Source organism: Azospirillum baldaniorum (genome assembly GCF_003119195.2).
Taxonomy (GTDB): Bacteria; Pseudomonadota; Alphaproteobacteria; order Azospirillales; family Azospirillaceae; genus Azospirillum; species Azospirillum baldaniorum.
Genome location: NZ_CP022255.1, coordinates 216,412 through 234,271 on the forward strand (window position 1 = coordinate 216,412; position 17,860 = coordinate 234,271).

General features: G+C 69.1%; 13 protein-coding genes. All 13 read left to right on the plus strand.

The window, feature by feature from the left end:
- Positions 1–331 precede the first annotated feature (331 nt).
- The 13 genes from Sp245p_RS23350 to Sp245p_RS35085 all read left to right on the plus strand — a co-directional run bounded on the left by Sp245p_RS23350 (position 332) and on the right by Sp245p_RS35085 (position 17,844).
- Positions 332–1,810 carry a phage tail tube protein gene (locus tag Sp245p_RS23350; protein ID WP_014199166.1) on the plus strand — a complete coding sequence of 493 codons (1,479 nt, stop codon included), beginning with the start codon at positions 332–334 and terminating at the stop codon, positions 1,808–1,810.
- A 136-nt stretch (positions 1,811–1,946) separates the two neighbouring features.
- On the plus strand, positions 1,947–2,399 hold the full coding sequence (locus tag Sp245p_RS23355; protein WP_014199165.1) for a hypothetical protein: 453 nt from the start codon (positions 1,947–1,949) through the stop codon (positions 2,397–2,399).
- 62 nt (positions 2,400–2,461) lie between these two features.
- Positions 2,462–2,794 carry a phage tail assembly chaperone gene (locus tag Sp245p_RS23360; protein WP_014199164.1) on the plus strand — a complete coding sequence of 111 codons (333 nt, stop codon included), beginning with the start codon at positions 2,462–2,464 and terminating at the stop codon, positions 2,792–2,794.
- An 86-nt stretch (positions 2,795–2,880) separates the two neighbouring features.
- Positions 2,881–6,087: a hypothetical protein gene (locus tag Sp245p_RS23365; protein ID WP_014199163.1), complete on the plus strand. Its 3,207-nt coding sequence runs from the start codon at positions 2,881–2,883 to the stop codon at positions 6,085–6,087.
- Positions 6,087–7,811, plus strand: a complete 1,725-nt coding sequence (locus Sp245p_RS23370; RefSeq protein WP_109138935.1) for a hypothetical protein — start codon at positions 6,087–6,089, stop codon at positions 7,809–7,811. Before Sp245p_RS23365 ends, Sp245p_RS23370 begins: the two co-directional genes overlap by 1 nt.
- Before the next feature lies 1 nt (position 7,812).
- A complete protein-coding gene (locus tag Sp245p_RS23375) occupies positions 7,813–8,592 on the plus strand; it encodes a hypothetical protein (RefSeq protein ID WP_014199161.1) in 780 nt (259 codons plus the stop codon).
- Positions 8,592–13,055 (plus strand): phage tail tip fiber protein, encoded by a 4,464-nt coding sequence (locus Sp245p_RS23380; protein ID WP_109138936.1) that lies wholly within the window; start codon positions 8,592–8,594, stop codon positions 13,053–13,055. Before Sp245p_RS23375 ends, Sp245p_RS23380 begins: the two co-directional genes overlap by 1 nt.
- Positions 13,056–13,071: 16 nt before the next feature.
- Complete coding sequence (locus Sp245p_RS23385; protein WP_014199157.1) at positions 13,072–13,512, plus strand: hypothetical protein; 441 nt, start codon at positions 13,072–13,074, stop codon at positions 13,510–13,512.
- Positions 13,502–13,729 carry a tail fiber assembly protein gene (locus Sp245p_RS23390; protein ID WP_014199156.1) on the plus strand — a complete coding sequence of 76 codons (228 nt, stop codon included), beginning with the start codon at positions 13,502–13,504 and terminating at the stop codon, positions 13,727–13,729. Before Sp245p_RS23385 ends, Sp245p_RS23390 begins: the two co-directional genes overlap by 11 nt.
- Positions 13,726–16,314 carry a tail fiber protein gene (locus tag Sp245p_RS36310; protein WP_014199155.1) on the plus strand — a complete coding sequence of 863 codons (2,589 nt, stop codon included), beginning with the start codon at positions 13,726–13,728 and terminating at the stop codon, positions 16,312–16,314. The genes Sp245p_RS23390 and Sp245p_RS36310 overlap by 4 nt, the downstream gene beginning before the upstream one ends.
- Before the next feature lie 76 nt (positions 16,315–16,390).
- Complete coding sequence (locus tag Sp245p_RS23405) at positions 16,391–16,636, plus strand: hypothetical protein (protein WP_014199154.1); 246 nt, start codon at positions 16,391–16,393, stop codon at positions 16,634–16,636.
- A gap of 2 nt (positions 16,637–16,638) precedes the next feature.
- Positions 16,639–17,481 carry a lysozyme gene (locus Sp245p_RS36460; RefSeq protein WP_063958440.1) on the plus strand — a complete coding sequence of 281 codons (843 nt, stop codon included), beginning with the start codon at positions 16,639–16,641 and terminating at the stop codon, positions 17,479–17,481.
- A gap of 198 nt (positions 17,482–17,679) precedes the next feature.
- On the plus strand, positions 17,680–17,844 hold the full coding sequence (locus tag Sp245p_RS35085) for a hypothetical protein (protein WP_014199152.1): 165 nt from the start codon (positions 17,680–17,682) through the stop codon (positions 17,842–17,844).
- The last annotated feature ends 16 nt before the right edge of the window (positions 17,845–17,860 follow it).

The window sequence follows — 17,860 nt, forward strand, 5'->3', positions numbered from 1 at the left end:
TCGGGCGATGCCGTCGACGCATCTGCTGGAGGGGGCAAGAAAGTGCTTTACAAGACGAGGAATATAATCCAATCTGTAGGAGACAATGCGTTACCCGCGCCCGCCCGGCTCCGCCGCGGCGGGCGTCGTTGTTTTGATCGTGTGTCTCCTCGCCGGGGTGAATCCCATGTTCCCACCGGCGGAGGAACCCAAGGACCTGGGCGTTCCCTTTGCCCCATCGGGCGAACCGGAACGGCACGATCCCAACGGAGGGACCGTTCCACGACCGGTCCCATCCGCCGCCAAGCCGCCTTCGGGCGGCTTTTTTCATGGCCGAAAGGAGCCGTTCAACATGACCAGTTCGAACCGGGTGCGCCTCGCCGGTGTCCTCGAAGCGGTGCCCGGCACCACCCCCGTCACCCCGCGCCTGCGCCAGCAGCGGGTGACCTCGATCGGCCTGACCTACAAGACCGATTATGAGGAATCCGGGGAACTGCGCGACGACCGCATGAACGCCGATCCGCTGAGCGTCGGCCAGAGCAACGGCGGTCAGATCGGCATCGAATGGCATTATCCGGTGCCGGGCAGCCTCCTCGACTCCGAGATCGTCAGCGCCTTCTGCGCCGATTGGGTGAACACGCCGTTCCGTGACAACGACGGCCTGCCGGCGTCGGCGGTGACCTCGGTGAGCGCCGATGCGCAGGTCGTCGCCATGACCGACGGCCCGGCCTTCGCGGCGGGCCATCTGGTGCGCTTCACCGGCTTCGAGGCCGCCAACAACGGGGTGCGCAAGGTAACCGCCGGCTCCGCCACCGCTCCGGCCTTCGCGGGTGGCGGCCTGCTGGACGAGGCCGCTCCGGGAGCCGCCGCGCGGCTGAAGGTGGTGGGGTTCGAAGGAGCCTCCGGAGATCTCGCCACGACGCTGACCGGGCTCGGGTCCACCGCTCTCGACTTCACCACGCTGGGCCTGTCGGTCGGCCAGTGGATCAAGATCGGCGGGACGACCGACGCCTACCGTTACGGCACGGCGGTGTGCAACGCCTGGGTCCGCATCGTCGGCATCGCGCCGCATGAGCTGGCCCTGGACAACCGGCCGGCCGGCTGGGCGGTCGATGCCGGCGCCGACAAGACGATCCGCGTCTGGCACGGGGACGTCATCAAGAACGGGTCGCTGGTGCGTTCGGTGACGCTGGAGCGCGGCTTCCTGGAGCAGAACCCGCCGAGCTTCATCGCCCAGACCGGCATGCGGGTGAACAGCCTGGAATTCGGCGGCGAAGCGAAGAAGCCGGCGACCGGGACGGTGGCCTTCATGGGCATGAAGGGCGGCTCGTCCGGCGTCGCGCTCGACGTTGCGCCGGCCGACGCTCCGGACATGGTCGACTATCCGGCGATGGCCTTCTCCGCGAACTGCGGCCGGATCGGCGTCGGCGGAGCGGCGCTGGGCAATCCCGACTGGGCCCGCGCCATCAAGTTCACGATCACCAACAACCTGAGCACCCGCGACGCGCTGTCCGACGGCGACGGAACCGCCCCGGCGGCGGTGGCGATCCGCGACGGCGCCTGCGACGTGAAGGTGGAGCTGGACACCTATTTCGGGTCCCGTGCCCTGCTGTCACGGATCGAGTCCGGCGAGAAGATCGGCGTCAACTGCCGCCTGCAGAAATGCGGCCGGGCGATGATCTGGGAGTCGCCGCGCCTCACCGCCCGTGAGGGCGATCCGGGCGTCGGCGGCAAGAGCCAGGACGTCACGCTGCCGGCGCAGCTGACCGCCTCGCGCGATCCGCTGACCAACGCGCAGCTGATCCTGAACCGGATCGAATTCTTCCAGTAACCGGCATCCCGGCGACCAACGGGAACGAGGCTGCCCCACCGGGCGGCAGACGGTTCGCGCGAACCGGGGCGGGCGTTTGGTCGGCGCCCGCCCGCTTCCGCGCATCCCGACCAACGACCAAGCACGAGAGACGCTCATGACCTTCGAACATGTTTCGCACGGCCTGCCGGCCGCCGCCCCGCAGACCGACGACCTCGGCGACCTGCTGGTGGATGAGCGCGTCGCGCGCGACGGCGTGTGGATCACCCCGGACCCCGACCGCAGCCTGCGCATCAGGACGAAGGGCCTGCCGGACGCCTACTACGACGCCCAGGCCCGACAGCAGCGCCAGGCGGCCAAGGGCTTCAACGGCGACACCAACCGGTTGCCGGTATCGCACAAGCGCCGGATCAACGCCCGCTGCCTGATCGACCACAGCCTGGTCGACGTGGAGGGTTGCGTCATCGGCGGCCGCGAGCTGCCCTTCGCCGAATTCTGCGACCTGATCCTGGAGCCGCGCGGCGCCAGGCTGCTCGACCTCGCCTTCGGTGCGGCCACCACGGCGCAGGATGGCAAGGCCGAGGAGTTGGAGGCCGCCCGGGGAAACTGACCGCGGCGCTGCGGGACTGGCTCGACCGGCGGGCCGAGACCGACGACCTGCTGGACGAGCTGATGGATGAGGATCCGGACGCCGTGGCGATCGTCGCGGCGCGCCGGGCCGGGCTCGGGGAGGCGGTGGAGGTCGAGCCCTGGTGCCGATGGGTCTGGCGCGCGTGGCACGACCTTGCCGACGACCGGCATTGGCGGCCGGGCGGACTCGGTCCGGCCATGCCCTGCCGGATTCCCTGGTCGGTGGTGACGGCCTACGCCGACCGCAACGCCGTCGACGCCGACCTCCTGCGGACGCTGCTCCATCACATGGACGAGCTGTACCTCGCCTGGTGGGCCGAGACGTCCAGGCAGAGCGCCGCCCAGACCGGCGGCGAGGCCGGGGAGGGAGCGTGAGCAACGCTCCCTCCGTCCTGCCCGCCACGCCGCCCCACCGGCGGATTCGTCCGCCCTGATCATCACCTCTCGCCGCTGAGGCAGCCATGGCAGCAGAACAGCTGGTCGTCGGCTACGACGACTGGATATCCACCACCGTCCGCGCGACCAAATCCGGTGAGCAGCTTGCCCGCCAGTACGGGGATGTCGAACGGCTCACGACCAAGGTGACGGCGATCACCAGCCGCTTCGCGGATGAACTCACCAATCTGGAAGCCAGCGAACACGCGCTGGTCGACAAGGAACGGCTTCGCGCGGCCATCCTGTCCCAGCAGGACGCCGCCGTCCGGAAGGCCACCGCCGCGCACGAGCGGTGGGTGGCCGGCATGCGGGCGGCGGAAGCCGCCGCCGGCGCCCAGGCGGCCAGCACCGCCACCGCGACGGCCTCCGCCGGGTCCTGGGCCGGTGCGATGGCAAAGATTCATGAGAGCGCCGCACAGGCCGCCGCGAATCTCAACGGTCCGGCCTTCGAGGCGCTGTCCGGCCGGATCGGGGACCTGACCAAGGCGCAGGGCTCCACGGGTTCTCTTCACACCGCTGCGGCGCGGCAATCGGCGCCGGTGCAAACCAGTTCCGCCGGCGAAAAACGCGACGTCCCGGTTGCCGCCGCCGCCAAACCGGCAGCCGCCAATGATTCGTCGGCCGACCCGAAGAAAGCCGAGGAAACAATTAAGGAAGCGCGGAAGGCGCTAACCGATATTCTGCAGAAGACATTCGACAGCTTGGGCGAAGCCCTGGTGAAAGTGTTCGTCACCGGCAAGAATGCGGCAGTGGATTGGGGCAAATCCACGAAGGCCATCATCGGTGAACTCGCCACCGATCTGATCAAGATGGCGGCTATCCAACCGTTGAAAAACGTGATCTTCGGAACCAGTGGTCCCACGCTGTGGGATGCCTTCAGAACATCGAAAGACGATGCGGCCAAGAACGACAATAACGTGACTGGGCAGGCTTCCTCCATGGCAACCAATTGGGCTGGGGGGAAAGCGCTGTCATGGGCAGGAGATAAATTGGGACTGGGAGGCACCAGTGGTAGCATTGCTGGGGCAATTGATGGCTGGGCCCTCTCCAATCTGGGTATTGGGCAGCTGACTACCGGTTCTAACGGCATGCTGGTTGGGGGTGGAGCAACCAGTTCTACAGTACCATCATCGCCATTGGTAGCAGGCACAGGCCTGACCAGCTATCTAGGGGCGGCCGGCGCTGGTGCGGCAGCGGGCGGCCTCGTCGGCGGTTGGGCCGGGAGCCAAAGCAACAGCAAGGCTGTCGGCGGCGCTACGGGGGCGGTGGCGGGCGCAGCAGCCTCCTATGGGATTGGCTCGCTTATGTCCATCGGTGCGATGACCGGTCCCTGGGGCCTTGCCATCGCGGCGGTGGCAGGGGCGGTCATGGGGATGGTGGGCACCCAAAAAGCCTCCGTCGGCCCGAACGCCGCCGCGACCTTGCGGGTCGAGAACGGCAAGCTGGTCCGGATCGGCGCCGACGCGGACAACGGCGGGAGCACCGACCGTGTGGTGGCGGTGACCGATGCCGTGGCCACCGCGGTCAACGCCATGACCCAGCTCGGCGTGCAGGTCCGCGAAGGGCAGCAATTTTTCTTCGTGGACGGTGGCCCCAAGGTCGTGAACAACGGCAAAAGGGCCCAGACACCCGAAGCGTTCATCCGCGAGGTGATGGGCACGCTGACCGCCGATGGGCTGGTCGGCAAGGCCCTGGCGTCCGATGCCGCGCAGAACAGCGGCGATCTGAACAAGATCGTCCAGGGGCTGTCGCTGGCCAAGTCCATCGAGCAGGCGAACTCGGCACTCTCCAATTTGGACAATTCGCTGCACGCGGTCCAGAAATCGGCCTTCGCGGCGACCGCCGAGAGCCTTCAGCCGATGGTCGACCAGTTCAGGCTGGCGCAGGAGTTCGGCCTGGAAGCGGATTACGCGTCCATGGCGACCGGCCAGCTGACCGCGATCCTGGACAACATCCGGGACCCGGTGCAATGGCAGACGGTGCAGGTGGCGGTGGCGGAACTAGACGGGCAGATGGCCGCCTTCCGCGATCAGGTGGGGAAAGTGAATCCCGCCCTGGTCGGCCTGATCAACGATGTCGCAGCCGCCGCGAAGGAGAAGATCTACGGCGATTACCGGAAGACGTTCGACGCCGGGCTGAACAGCGCCCGCGGAGCCGACTACCTGAACCAGCTGACCGACGTGCGGACCTGGTGGAACAACAATTGGGCCAACAGCCTGATGTCGGGCCGCAACCCGAACGACATGTACGCGGCCCAGGCTAAGGCGATCTTTGACGGCCTCGACGTCAACCAGCTGGGAAAGGCGGTCGAGTATTTCGCTGAGCTCGACCCGGTGATGTCCGGGCTGGCTGCCGCGGCGCGCGACATCGCCCGTCAGGATGCCATGACCGGTTTGGATCAGCGCTACCGGGCCGCCCAGGTGGCGTTGGGCCAGCTGTCGCAGGCGGAGTTCGACCGTTACCAGACCGAGCTGGAGCAGGCGCGGGAGCTGTCGGCGGTCACCGATCCGGTCGTCCGCGCCCGCCTGCAGGAGGTGCAGACTCTCGAGAAGCAGGCCCAGGCTTATGAAAAGGCGCGGCAGTCCGGAGAATCGCTCACCGACTGGCTGACCAACAAGCTGGGCACCAGCTCCGCCGGGGTCTCGGCGTCCACCGCCTACACCAACGCGCTGGGCGCGTACCAGGCGGATCTCGCGAAAGCGGCCGCCAACGACAACGACGCTCTGGGACGGATGGCCAGCACCGCCGACCGCCTGCTGACCGCCTACACCGATTATTTCGGCAGCCAGGGCGCCACGGCCTTCTGGCAGAAGATCATGGGGGAGGTCGCCAACCTTCCGGCCGTCAAATCCTACGACAGCTCCATCGTCGACGCGATCAACCGGCTTCCCCATGGCGCCGGCGGGCCGGCCACCGGCCTCACCATGGTCAACGACGCCGGGCCGGAGCTGATCCGGTTGCCGACCGGCTCGATGGTGATGACCAGCCGGGCCAGCGTCGATTTCCTGCGGCGCGGCGGCGGCTCCACGACCACGATGCCCGCCCCCGACACCGCGGTGGTGGAGACTCTGCGGCAATTGCTCCGCGCGGTCGTCTTCAACGGCGCCGACCTGACCACGGTCCTCGAAGGGCTGAAGGACAGCGGCTTGCGCCAGGAGAAGGCGCTGGCCGCGCTGCGCGGCCAGTTCAAGCGGGCCGGCGACGCCGGCACGCTGCCGGGGCGCGCGGCCTGATGCGCGTCTTCCTCGTCCGGATCGAGGAGCAGCCCTTGACCGTGACGGAACCGGCGCCGCTCGATCTGAGCGGCGTCGTCCGTCCTCCGCCCCGCGTCGAAGCGGGGCGGTCCCTGGCCATGGTCCGCGCCTTCACCCGCCGGCCGGTCTGGCGCCCCCCGGTGCCGGCCGCCGTTCCGCCGCCGTTGCGGGCCTCCGTCCGCACCACCCTCGCCACCGTCCAGGGGTACGTCATGCTCGGCGCCTCTCCCTTCGGCGCGGCTCCCTTCGGCGCCCGCCGCGACCGCCTGTCCCTCGCCATCGGAGACGTCATGCTGCGTTATGGGACCATAAATTACGTCGACCGCGACCACAGGGAGTTCGAGGATGGGCTTCGGACTCCCTCCTTCAGCCGCACGATCCTGACCGGCGGTACGGTCGGCGGCTGGGCCACCGCCAGCCTCGGCGACCTCGAACTGGACAATCTGGAGGGCGAGCGCAGCGACCTGCTGCGGCGCGTCGCCGTCGACGGGCGCCCGGTCGAGGTGCTGCAGCCGCGGCCCGACGGAACGACCGAGGTTGTCTTCGAATGCACGGCCCGGGACATCGTGCCCGGCGACGACGACACGGTGCGCATCCGGCTGCGGGATTGGGATTATCTGCTCGACAAGCCGGCCCAGACCGCCACCTACCCGGACGACGCCCCGCCGGAAATCGCCAACCGCCGCCGGCCCTTCGGCTATGGCCCGTGCAACAACGTGACGCCGACCCGGATCGCCACGACGGCTCCGGCCTATCAGTTCAACGATGGCCCGTCGCGCGCCCTGCGGGCGGTCTATGTCGCCGGCATCCCGCAACTGCCGGCGGACCTTGCGGCTATCGATCTGGCGGCCTCGACCTTCACGCTGGCGGCGGAGCCGGCGGGCGACGTGACCTGCGATTTCGACGGTCTGGTGGTGGACGGGGTGTATCTCAACACCACCGCCCTGGTAATCGACGATCTGGCCTTCCGGCGCGGCGGGTTGCCGGCGACACGGAAATCCGTCCGCCATTTCGAGCGCTTCGCCGCTGACATGCCCGGCGAGGTGCAGCTCTACGTGTCACACGGCGAGGAGCCGACCGTCCTGTCGCTGATCCAACGCCTTCTGGCGCCTTGCGGCTGGGGGGCGTTCTCGTGGCGCGGCCAGCTCCAGGTCGGTGTCTGGAAGGTGGCGACGGGAGCCCCGCGCTGCCTGCTCTCCAAGGCCGAAGGGACGCTGATCAGCCTGCAGCCGGCCGAGCTTCCCACGGAGGTCTATCCACCGCCGTGGCGGTTGCGCGGCGGGTACGACCGCAACTGGACGCCTCAGACGGCCAGCCAGCTCAAGGGCGACGACACCCCCGGCGCGGCCGACCCCGTCGGCGGGCCGGAGCGGCGCCGCTGGCTGGCGCGTGGGCAGGAGATCGCGGAAGCGAAGGACGAGGTCACTCGCGACCGCCTCCATCTGGGCGCGCAGGATCCGGCCGTCGTGGAGACCTGCCTCGCCGACAAGATCGGCTGCGAAACCGTTCTGCAGGCGTCCCTGGCCCACTGGCTCGGCAACCGGGCCCAGTACCGGGTCGTGCCCGACACGCCTCCCTTCTTCTTCGACATCGGGGACGAGGTGGCGATCCAGTGGGACGGCCATGGCCTGGAGGGCGGCCAGATCGGCGTGGTGGCGGAAGTCGCCGAGGGCGAATGGACCGAACTGGTTATTGAGGTGTGACATGGACAACCTGACGGCACGGGTCGGCTGGATCAACCACGCCGACACCGCCACCCTGACCGCCCTCCACCCCGGACCGGACACGCTGGGTGTGGAGCGGCTGCAAATCAAGCACGTGGCCCGCTATCACGAGCAGACCGGTCCCGAACTGGCGATTCGTGCCGATCTGCACGCCGGCAAGCCGGTGGACGCGGTGGTGCTGCCTCTGGTCAACGCGGCGCCGAGCGCCACCCTGCGGGTGCGCGCGGCCGCGACGGTGGCCGATCTGTCGGCGGCCCCGCTCTACACCTACGCCGGGCCGGGGCATATCGACGACGCGCACAACTACGCCATCCATCTGCTGCCGGCGACGGTCACCGCGCGGGTGTGGGAGGTGGCCGTCACCGATCCGGACCGGGAGGTTTCGCGCGCCGGCCGGCTGGTCCTGGCGCCGCTGCATCGCTTCGCCTTCAATTTCAAGGCGAACTGGGGCGTGCGCTGGGAAGACCTGTCGGAGGAGCGCGACGGCGCCGGCGGCCAGATGTACTCCCGCGCCGGGCCACGGCGCCGCGTTCTGAGCGCGGAATTCGGCGAGATGACCCGCCGGGAGCGCGACGAGGTCGCGCTCGAGATCGAGCGGCTGGCCGGCAAGACCGGCGACATCCTGATGGTGGCGCGGCCCAACGCCCCGAACCTTGCGCACTACACGGTGTGGGGAAAGCCGGTGGACACCGGCGGCGTCAACGAAAGCCGCCTCGGCATCTTCACCAAAACCTTCCAGATCAAAGAACGGCGGTTCTGATGGCCTTCGTCTATCCTGACCGCGCCTCGGAAGTCACCACCTCGACCGGTGACCAGGGCGACATCATTCTTCAGGGGCCGGAACCGTCCTTCTGGTCCTTCACCAGCCGGATGGCCGTCGGCGACGAGACCACGGTGTGCCGGGAGGATGGCCTCACCTCGGAGCTGGTCCGGGTGCGGCTGGTGGCGCCGGACCGTCTGCGCTATCTGGCGGTCTACGGCTCGTCCAACGGCGGCGCCCGCGTCGTCTGGCCGGCGGGGCAGCAGCGGGTCTACGCCACGCAGCTCGGGCGCTACGCCCTGCTGCCCCCCGACGCCGGACAGGCCGGACGGCCCGTGGTGGTGCAGCCGGACGGGACGTACGGCGCCGGGGCGCTGACCGTGCCGGTGCCGACCGGCCTGACCCTGGGCACGCTGCTCGACGCGGCTTCCGCCGGCGGGCGACCGGACGGGGCGGTGCTGATCCGCCTGGTGGTGACCTGGGACGAGGTCCCCGATCTGGACTACGAGCTGGAGATCCGCGACGGCCTGACCACTGGCTGGCCGGGCGCAGCGTCGAATCCCGCCCTCATCCCGGCGGGCGGCGGGCGTTGCGTCGTCAACGTGGTCGGGGGCTACACCTACGGGGTACGGCTGCGTGCCCGTGCCGTCGGCGGGGTGTCCGGCTGGACGCCCGAGCAGACCATCGCGGCGACCGGCGACGACGTGCCGCCGGGGCCTCCCACGGACATGGTGGTGACCGAGGTCTATGGCGGCGCGGTGTTCATGTTCACGCCGCCCACTGACGCCGACACCCTGGAGGTCCGCTTCTACGCGGCGCCCTCCGACGACGAGACGGCCGCCGTGCTGGTCGGAGCGGGGCTGCGCCGGGTGACGCTGACCGGCCTGCCGGCGGGGACCACCCGCTGGGTGTGGGCGGCCTCGGTGGACACCAGCGGCAACGAGGCGGAGTGGCTCTCCCTCGGCCCAGTGACCGCGCTGCTGATCGAGCCGGGCGACCTCGCCGCGGAGTTGGGCGAGCGCATTGAACGGCTGTCCGATGTGGACCCGGCGAGCTTGGATCTCGCAGGGGAGGCCGCCCTGGAGGCGGTGCTGGCGGCACACGAGGTCCGCCTGGGGGCGCAACGGCGGCTCGCCCAGGCGATGACTGGCGTGGACGACACGATTGACGGGGTGCGCGACAGGCTGGCGGGCGTGGAGACGGGCCTTCAGCAGGAGACCACCATCCGCACTGACGAGACGGCGGCCCTGACCCAGAGCCTGACCACCCTCGGGGCCGTCGTGGAGGACAACACCGCCGCCATCCAGGCCGAGCAGACGGCGCGGGCCGACGCGTACGAGGCCCTGGCCGAGAGTGTGACTCTGGTGGCCGCCCAGGCGGGCAGCGCCCTGGCCGCTGTGCAGAGCGAGGCGCAGACCCGCGCTTCGGAGGACGAGGCGCTGTCCAGCCGCATCGACACGGTGGTTGCCGACACCGCGCACAACGCCGCCGCGATTCTGGCGGAGCAGACGGCCCGCATCAACGCCGATGGCGCCCTGGCAAACACGCTGACGTCGGTGTCCGCCCAGGCGACGCGGGCGCGCACCTTCCGGCAAGCCACCGCCCCCGCCACTCCGCAGGTGGGCGACCTGTGGTACGACACCGCCAGCAACAACTCCCCCAAGCGTTGGTCCGGGACGGGTTGGGAATCCACCGAGGACCCGCGCATCGCGGCGACCGCCGCCGTGGTGGCGGCTGAACAGACGGCCCGTGCGGACGGTGATTCCGCCCTGGCGAGCAGCATCAGCAGCGTGTCGGCGCAAGCGTCACGGTCCCGGACATTCCGGCAGAGCGCTGCGCCCGCCGCGCCACAGGTCGGCGATGTCTGGTACGACACGGCCAACGGCAACGCGGCCAAGCGTTACAACGGCACCGCGTGGGAGTTGGTGGACGACGCGCGGCTGGCCGCCAACGCCGCGGCCATCACCAGCGAGGCGACGGCGCGGGCCGATGGAGACGCGGCGCTGACGACGCAGGTCAACACGGCGATCAGCAAGGCCGACCGGGTGCGCACGTTCCGGCAGGCCTCCGCCCCCGGCGCGCCCCAGCCGGGGGACGTGTGGTTCGACATGGCGAACAACAGCGCGCCGAAGCGCTGGTCGGGCATCGCCTGGGAGAGCGCCGAGGATCCGCGGATTGGGCAGAACACTGCGGCTATCGCCAGCGAGGCGACGACGCGGGCGAGCGCTGATACGGCGCTCGGGCAGCGCATCGACACCGTGGTCGCCGATGTGAACACCAACGCCGCGGCCATCCAGAGCGAGGCGACGGCGCGGGCCAACGCCGATTCCGCCTTGTCGAACACGCTGACGTCGGTTTCGGCGCAAGCCACGCGGGCGCGCACGTTCCGCCAGAGCGCGGCGCCCGCAAGCCCGCAGGCGGGCGATGTCTGGTACGACACCTCGGCCAACAACGTGGCCAAGCGCTGGTCGGGGACGGCGTGGGAATCCACCGAAGATCCGCGCATCGGGCAGAACGTGGCGGCCATCACGTCCGAGGCCACGGCGCGGGCCAACGCCGACAGCGCCCTGGCGAACACGCTGACGACGGTGCAGACCACGGTGGGCGAGCACACCGCAACCATTCAGCAGCAGGCCCAGAGCATCGACGGTCTGTCGGCGCAGTACACCGTCAAGGTGGACGTCAATGGGTACGTCTCAGGTTTCGGCCTTGCCACGACCGCCAAGGACGGCGTGCCCTCCAGCACCTTCACTGTCCTGGCCGAAAAGTTCGAAATCACGGCGCCGGGTGGCTCGAAGATCAGCCCCTTCGTTGTTCAAAACGGCACGGTCTATCTGCGCTCTGTGGTCATCGGAACGGGCTGGATCGGTGACACCCACATCGGCCCAAACGGCATCGACGCCAAGCACCTGAAGGCCAGCAGCGTGCTAACCGACTCCATCAGGATCGGTAGCGCCAGCGGGTCCACGCTGTCCACCGTCGCCAGCAACGCCGCCACCGGCGCCCAGGACCCGGCGGCCCGGATCAACGCGGGCTCCACGTCCATCAACCCTGGCAAGATCATCGTTAAGGGATCGAACACCCTCACGTCCGTGGGCGGGTGGTTCTACGGGAACACCACCGAGATTGACGGTGGGAAAATCGCTGCCGAGACCGTCACGGCCCGAGAGGTCAAGGCCCTGAGCCTCACCGGTGACCGTGTGGCCGCCGGCACCCTGACCGTCGATAAGCTCGCCCAGTTCTCGACGGGCAACCTGCTGGCCAACAGCAGCTTCGATGCCGGCTGGGAATGCTGGAACCGCCTGGGCTCCAACATGGGAGGAGCCCCGACCAATTGGGCGGTTAACCATCCGAGTGTGGACTGGTACCTCGCCGGGGGGAACACTCTCAGCGTGCAGCAGACGAACGGGCAGACCGGCGGGGACTGGGCCGGCTTCTACAGTCACCCGGCTTCCAACTGGGGAGGGATACCCATTGAGCCGGGGAAGCCCTACGAGTTCTCCATCTATACCGGCGCCCACAACTGCAAGGTCGATTGCTTCATCGTCTTCTACAATACCGCTGGAACCCCCGTCGGGGACTGGGCCGACGGAATTACCCCCACGGCGAACGTCAACGATGGGGAGGCCCTGGGCGGGCGCTCCCTCGCAGGATACAAGCGGATTTGGGCTCGCGGGGTTGCCCCGGCCACCGCCGTCCAAGCTCGCCCGTTCATCCGCAAGCACAACTCCAAACCTGGGGCCACCGAGAGCTGGGGGTTCTACACGCTCCCCTTCTTCGGAGAGAGCGCCGCCAATGCCGTCCAGCCCCAGCCCTGGCAGCCCGGCGGCGTGACCAAAATCTTCGGCGGCAACCTTGTCGCGGAGACCGTGACCTCGACCCACCTCGCGGCCGGCTCGGTCACGGCCAACAAGATCAACGCCCGGACCATCGTCGGGGACCACATGGTCGTCGGCACGATCTACGGTGACCTCATCGGCACTGCCGCGGTCACCACCCTGAAGATCGAGGGCAACTCGGTGACGGTGCCCGTCGGGTACTACCAGCAAGACGAGATATGGATCGGCAACCTCTTCACCACCCCCAACAACTACGATTACAACTACGGCGAGACTGGCGAAATCGACACCGATGGGTCTCCTGTGTTGATTATGGCTGCTGCCACCTGCCGGGTGGATGGCGCCCAAACGACCAACAACAACGTGGCGGGTTGGGTGATCCGCATCATGAACGGCGTCGCCTCCAACTACCATGAGGTGACTCGGTCCAGCGTCGTCGTGCAGAGCATCGCCGTCGGCAATTCTTGGCCCGGCAATTCCGGAGCCTATGCAGCGGTTGCCGTCGACCGGCCCCCTTCTGGCATCAAAGTTAAATACCGCCTCATGTTCGCTAAGGGCTTCGCCGACGGCCCCGCCTGCTACGTCAGCAACCGGGGCGTTGCAGCCATGATGGCTCGCCGCTGATCGAGAGGAAAAGCAGATGACTGATGAGACCCAAGGCCCCGAGCCGATGGACGAGGCCGCCGCCCCCTCTGTCGCGAGGGTCAGCCCCTACCATGCTGTCACCGGTCGCATCCTCGGCGTCTGGACGATGCCAACCTCGCTGCTGGGTACCCAGCACGATCCCTTCTACCCCGAGGAGGTGGACGGGACGACTCACTACATCGACGTCTCCACGGGCCAGCTGTTGGAACGGCCGCCTCTGGACCTTCAGGTCTCCAAGACCGAGTTGGTGGCCGACGGCGAGGACTTCGTGGCGGTGACCGGCGTGCCTGTGGGCTGCCCGGTCATCACCCCCGCAGGGCGCTTCATAGTGGATGACGGCGTGCTGGAATTTGCCACCGTCCATGAGGGTCCCCACCGGCTGTTCTTCGACGCCTTTCCCGAGCGGCAGGGGGAGGTCATCGTCCATGCGCGTTAAGGACGCCCCCACGGACTGGAGTGGCATCAACGCCGAGGTCGTCCGGCGGCTCGCCGAGACCGACCGCTACATGCAGCCCGACTTACCCCTGACCGAATCCTGCCGACAGGCCCTGGTCGCCTATCGGCAGTCGCTGCGCGGCCTCAACCACACCTACGCCCATCCCGAGGACGTGGTGTTCCCGACCCAACCCCAAATCGAGAAGGCGAGAGCATGAGCTGGTACAAAGTTGGCCGCGTAGCGGTCACGAACGGGTCCGCCGCAGTGGTGGGCACCGGCACGAAATGGGCGGGCAAGTTCAAGCCCGGCGATCTCTTCGCCCTGGCCGGCGGCGCCTTCGTCCCCTACGAAATCGTGTCGGTGGCTGACGACACCCACCTGACCCTGGCCACGCCCTTCGCGGGGATGGGGGGTGATTACCAGCCCTACGTGGTGATCCAGAACTTCACCACGACCACCAACGCCGATCTGGCGGTGCGGGTGGGCCAGCTGCTCCAAGTCTACGAAGCGGCGGTGGCCGCCCCGGAGGAGGCGGTGGCGGCGTCCCAAGCGGCGCAGGCGAGCGCGGCGGCGGCTCTCGTCTCCAAAGAAACGGCAGCGGACAGCGCGGCGGCGGCGGCGGATCACGCCCTGTCGGCGGCAACTTCGGCGGCCCAGGCGGTGGTGGACACGACCAACGCCATCCAGGCGGAGGCCCAGGCCCGCGTCGCTGCTGACACCGCTCTGTCCGGCGCCGTGGCGCTCAAGGCCGACAAAGCGGACACCTACACCAAGACCCAGGTCGATGGGGCGCTCCAGACCGAAGTGACCACCCGCGCCGCAGCCGACACGGCGCTGGGCAACCGCGCCACAGCGCTGGAGAGCGGCAAGGCGGACAAGTCGGCGCTGGGCACGGCGGCGGCCAGGAACGCCCCAGCCAGTGGCAACGCGGCATCGGGCGAAGTGGTGCTGGGCAGCGACAGCCGCCTTTCCGACGCCCGAGCCCCGACGGCGCACAGCGTGACCGCGCACAGCGACTGGCCGGCGGCGGTGAGCGTGACGGAGTTGGGTTGTCTCGACGGCGTAACCGGGCCGATCCAGGCCCAGATCAACGGCAAAGCCACGGTCGGCACGACGGCGGGCTCGGCCGCGGGCACGGCCTCCGCGGGCACGGCGGCCACGGCGGCCCGGTCGGACCATGTCCATCCAATGCAGACCAGCGTATCGGGCAACGCCGGCACGGCGACCAAGCTGGCCAGCGCGGTGACCATCAACAACGTCCCCTTCGACGGCAGCGCCGGCATCACGATCAACGCGGCGGACAGCACGGCGCGGATCGCGGCCAGCGAGAAGGGCGCCGCCAACGGCGTGACGCCTCTCGGCAGCGACGGCAAGGTGCCGGCGTCCTATTTGCCGTCCTATGTGGACGACGTGCTGGAATTCTCCGCCACCGGCAACTTTCCGGCTTCCGGCGAGACCGGCAAGATCTACGTCGCCACCGGGACCAACAAGACGTACCGCTGGTCCGGATCGGGCTACGTCGAGATATCGGCCTCGCCCGGCTCCACCGACGCGGTGCCGGAAGGAGCGGCCAATCTCTACTTCACGACGGCCCGCGCCGCCGCTGCGGCTCCCGTGAAGACCGTGGCGGGCAAGAGCGGCGATGTCGCCCTGAGCAAAGCCGATGTCGGCCTGGGCAGCGTGGACAACACCGCCGACAGCACCAAGGCGGTGGCGTCGGCGGGCAAACTGACCGCCGCGCGCACGATCACCCTGACCGGTGGTGTCACCGGCTCCGTGACCACCGACTTGTCCAGCGCCGTCAGCATCAACGCGACGGTCACACAGGATACCAACAACCGGTTCGTGACCGACACCGAGAAGGCGACTTGGAACGGCAAGGCGACGGTGGGCAGCGTGACTCCCTCGGCCCCCGGCGCGGCGGCCGTCGGCACCTCGGGGCAGGCGGCCCGTGCGGACCATGTCCACCCCGCCCAGACGTCCGTCTCTGGCAACGCCGGCACCGCCACCAAGCTCGCCACCGCCCGGACCATCTCCCTGAGCGGCGGCGTCACGGGGACGGTGACCTTCGATGGCTCCGCCAACGTTGCCATCGCCGCAACGGTCGATCCATCCAAGCACTCCCATGCGCAGAGTATCCAAGCGCTCGATGACCAGGGGATGGGTTTCTCCGTCGACCCAAGCAACATGCGGATTTACGTGGCTGGGAACTCAGCTGCGGACGAAGAACTCCGCTCGTATTTCGGAGCGCTGAGCCCCGAAGAAGCAGGCTGCCGGGTGGCGGGCGCCGACACCGTGGGTATGACCGGCCTCGCCCCCCTGCTCATTGGCATGCAGCAGGGCATCGGCAAGCTCGACGACCTCCAGACCTCCGACACCTCCAGCCTTGTCAATGCGGTCAACGAGCTGAAGGCGATGCTGTCCGGCGGCGGCGGAGGCGGCGGTGTCCCTCCGGGCACCATGATGATGTACGCGGGTCTCTTCATCCCGGAAGGCTGGCTGGAGTGCGATGGGTCGGAGGTGTCACGGGACGACTACCCCGACCTGCTCGAGGCCATCTACGAGACCTGGGGGGCCGGCGATGGGTCCACCACGTTCAAGCTGCCGGACATGCGGGGCCTCTTGGCAATCGGCGCTGGGGAGCGCCCCGAGGACGGCTACGGGGTCGATTGGCGGCAGTATGGCCACGTCAGCACGGGGGACTATACGACCCAGACCACCTGGACGAGCACCATAATCCCATTCTCCGTCGAGGACAGCAGTGTGAGCGCCATCGGCATGAAGTACATCATCAAGACCTGACCGCCGCGACAACACCCCAACCGTCTGATGACCGGCCGCCCTCGAGGCGGCTTTTTTCATGCCCGCAGGATCCGCCATGACCGCTCGCACCGCCTTCGACCTTCCCGCTGGCACCGTGGCGGCCACCATTCCCCTTTGGGCCGCCGACCTGACGCTCGGCCTCCAACTCGCCACCGCCGCGCTGGGGCTGATGCTCGTGCTGGTCCGCCTCGCCCTGGCGCTCGGCGACGTCGCCAAGCGCCCGCCGGTGTGGTGGACGCGCCTGCGGGCGCGGCTCCGCGCGCGCCGGAACGATACCCGCCCCGAACCATTACAGGAGTGACCATGACCGCCACCCTTCGGGCGGCTCCCCCGCCCGCCGCCCTCGATCTGGCCCGCCACTTCGAGGGGCTGTCCCGAACCGCGTACCGCTGCCCGGCCGGCGTGTGGACCATCGGTTACGGCCACACCCAGGCCGTGACCGCGGGCGACGCCATAACCACCGATCAGGCGGAGCGTCTGCTCGCCGGCGACTTGGCCGAGGCGGCCGCGGCCGTGGACGCCGCCGTGACCGTTCCCCTGACCGACGGACAGCGGGCCGCTCTGATCGATTTCGTTTTCAACGTCGGGCCGGGCCGGGCCAGGAAGGGCAAGGATTCCGGAAAGGACGGCTTCGTCCGCCTGCGCAGCGGAAAGCCTTCCACCCTGCTGCGCAAGCTGAACGCCGGCGACAGTGCCGGGGCCGCCGCCGAATTCGGCGCGTGGGTCTATGGCGGCGGCCGGGTGCTGCCCGGTCTGGTGCGGCGTCGGCGCGCCGAGGAACTGCTGTTCCGTGGGGCGGACTGGCGCCGCGCACTCGACGACGGTGCGATGGCGCAGACGGTCGAGCCGGCCACGCCCTCCGTCCCAACCGGCGCCGTCCGCGCCGCCGCCGGGACGCTGGCGATCGGCGGCTCGCTCGGCGTGGTGGCGGAGGTGCTGGCGCCGGTGCTGCAGGTGACCCAGCAGGTGCAGGATCTCGCCGAGCAGGCGCAGGGCGTGGCGGCCCAGGCGCAGGGCGTGACCACCCAGATCCACGGCCTCGCCCGGCTGCTCGGGTGGGCGCCGTCGCCGGCGGTCGCGGTCCTGGCGACCGGTCTGGTGGTCACGCTGGCGCTGCTGTGGCGGGCGCGCCGGACCCGGGGCTGACCGCAAGGACGGCTCTCGGATGCACTCATGGCAAGGCACGGGGACGAGTCCCGTCTTCGTGCCTTCGTCGCCGATCACGCAACCGTTGAGCGGCGTACCACGCCGCTCAATGGGATTTTTTAAAGCTGGCGGCACAATTCAGTGGAGAAAGCGGGCCGATCCCAGGATAGCATCCTGTCCTCTGCTCGGAGCCTCCGCATGATGCCAACTCCCCTCGACGATCCGTCCGCCCTGGTTTGGAGCCGTCGCCCCCGCCGGACCTTCGCCGCCGTCCGCAGCCGCGACGCCGTTCCCTCCGGCGGCACCGGCGGCCTGATCGCCGCGTTTGCGCCGCCAGCCCTGCCGCATTTCCACGGTCCCTGATCCAGCGATCCCATGC